The organism is Kluyvera sp. (assembly GCF_965301105.1).
In genome coordinates this window covers 1-1,879 of record NZ_CBDKZX010000178.1, presented here as the reverse complement: position 1 = coordinate 1,879, position 1,879 = coordinate 1, and the positions used below count along the sequence as shown (strand labels likewise).

Sequence of the window (1,879 nt, the reverse complement as noted above, 5' to 3'; positions counted from 1 at the left end):
TGCAGGGTGCGGGTAAAACCACCAGCGTCGGTAAGCTGGGTAAATTCCTGCGCGAGAAGCACAAGAAGAAAGTCTTGGTGGTTTCTGCCGACGTTTATCGCCCGGCGGCGATCAAACAGCTGGAAACCCTGGCTGAACAGGTTGGCGTGGACTTCTTCCCGTCTGACGTTGGCCAGAAGCCTATCGATATCGTTAACGCGGCGCTGAAAGAAGCGAAGCTGAAATTCTACGACGTGCTGCTGGTGGATACCGCCGGTCGTCTGCACGTTGACGAAGCGATGATGGACGAAATCAAGCAGGTTCACGCGGCCATTAAGCCGGTTGAAACCCTGTTTGTTGTCGACGCGATGACCGGTCAGGATGCGGCAAACACCGCCAAGGCCTTTAACGAAGCGCTGCCGCTGACCGGCGTAGTGCTGACCAAGGTCGACGGCGATGCGCGCGGCGGTGCGGCACTCTCTATTCGTCACATTACCGGCAAACCGATTAAATTCCTCGGCGTCGGCGAGAAAACCGAAGCGCTGGAGCCGTTCCACCCGGACCGTATCGCTTCCCGTATCCTCGGCATGGGCGACGTGCTGTCGCTGATCGAAGATATTGAGAGTAAGGTTGACCGCGCGCAGGCTGAGAAGCTGGCGACCAAGCTGAAGAAGGGCGACGGTTTCGACCTGAACGACTTCCTGGAACAGCTCAAGCAGATGAAAAACATGGGCGGCATGGCGAGCCTGATGGGCAAACTGCCGGGCATGGGCCAGATTCCAGACAACGTTAAATCCCAGATGGATGACAAAGTGCTGGTGCGTATGGAAGCGATCATCAACTCGATGACGCTGAAAGAACGCGCGAAGCCGGAAATCATCAAAGGTTCCCGTAAGCGTCGTATCGCCCAGGGCTGCGGCCTGCAGGTGCAGGACGTGAACCGTCTGCTCAAGCAGTTCGACGACATGCAGCGCATGATGAAAAAGATGAAGTCGAAAGGCGGCATGATGAAAATGATGCGCGGAATGAAGGGTATGATGCCCCCAGGATTCCCCGGCAGATAATACGGATTGCATTTTGCCCAAAAATGAGTAAAATTTTCGGGCTTTTAATATGACACCGGGCCCCTTCCCTCGATGGGGCCCGGTTGTTCTATTCACACAAGAGGATGTTATGGTAACTATTCGTTTAGCACGTCACGGCGCTAAAAAGCGTCCGTTCTACCAGGTTGTTGTTACTGACAGCCGTAACGCACGTAACGGTCGCTTCATCGAGCGCGTTGGTTTCTTCAACCCGATCGCTTCTGGCGCGGAAGAAGGCACCCGTCTGGATCTGGACCGTATCGCACACTGGGTTGGCCAGGGCGCAACTATCTCTGATCGCGTATCTGCGCTGATCAAAGAAGCTAAAAAAGCAGCTTAATCTGTCACGGTGGTCATGATGAGCAAGCAACACACCGCACAAGCACCTGTTGATCCGATCGTATTGGGGAAAATGGGTTCTTCCTACGGTATCCGTGGTTGGCTCAGAGTGTTTTCCTCCACCGAAGACGCCGAAAGCATTTTTGACTATCAGCCCTGGTTAATCCAGAAGGCGGGTCAGTGGCAGACCGTTGAGCTGGAAAGCTGGCGCTACCACAATCAGGATATCGTTATTAAGCTGAAAGGCGTTGACGATCGCGATGCCGCGAATCTGCTGACGAACTGCGAAATTATCGTGGATTCCTCGCAGCTGCCGGCGCTGGAAGATGGAAGCTATTACTGGAAAGACCTGATGGGCTGCCAGGTAGTGACCACGGAAGGCTACGGTCTCGGTAAAGTCATCGATATGATGGAAACCGGGTCGAATGACGTTCTCGTCATTAAGGCAAACCTGAAAGATGCATTTGGCATCAAGGAGC

3 protein-coding genes are annotated in these 1,879 nt (G+C 54.2%); all 3 read left to right on the top strand.

The features are described 5' to 3' along the window. On the top strand, positions 1–1,043 hold a 1,043-nt coding region (locus ACW14G_RS22865), incomplete at its 5' end, for a signal recognition particle protein (protein WP_455648859.1). 109 nt (positions 1,044–1,152) lie between these two features. Continuing rightward, positions 1,153–1,401, top strand: coding sequence for a 30S ribosomal protein S16 (gene rpsP, locus ACW14G_RS22860; protein WP_064543364.1), 249 nt, complete (start codon positions 1,153–1,155; stop codon positions 1,399–1,401). 18 nt (positions 1,402–1,419) lie between these two features. Continuing rightward, on the top strand, positions 1,420–1,879 hold a 460-nt coding region (gene rimM, locus ACW14G_RS22855), incomplete at its 3' end, for a ribosome maturation factor RimM (protein ID WP_455648858.1).

What these genes read in the sequence shown, in the direction of transcription:
- rpsP (WP_064543364.1), top strand. Translation starts at nt 1,153, where the DNA reads ATGGTAACTATTCGTTTAGCACGTCACGGCGCTAAAAAGCGTCCGTTC.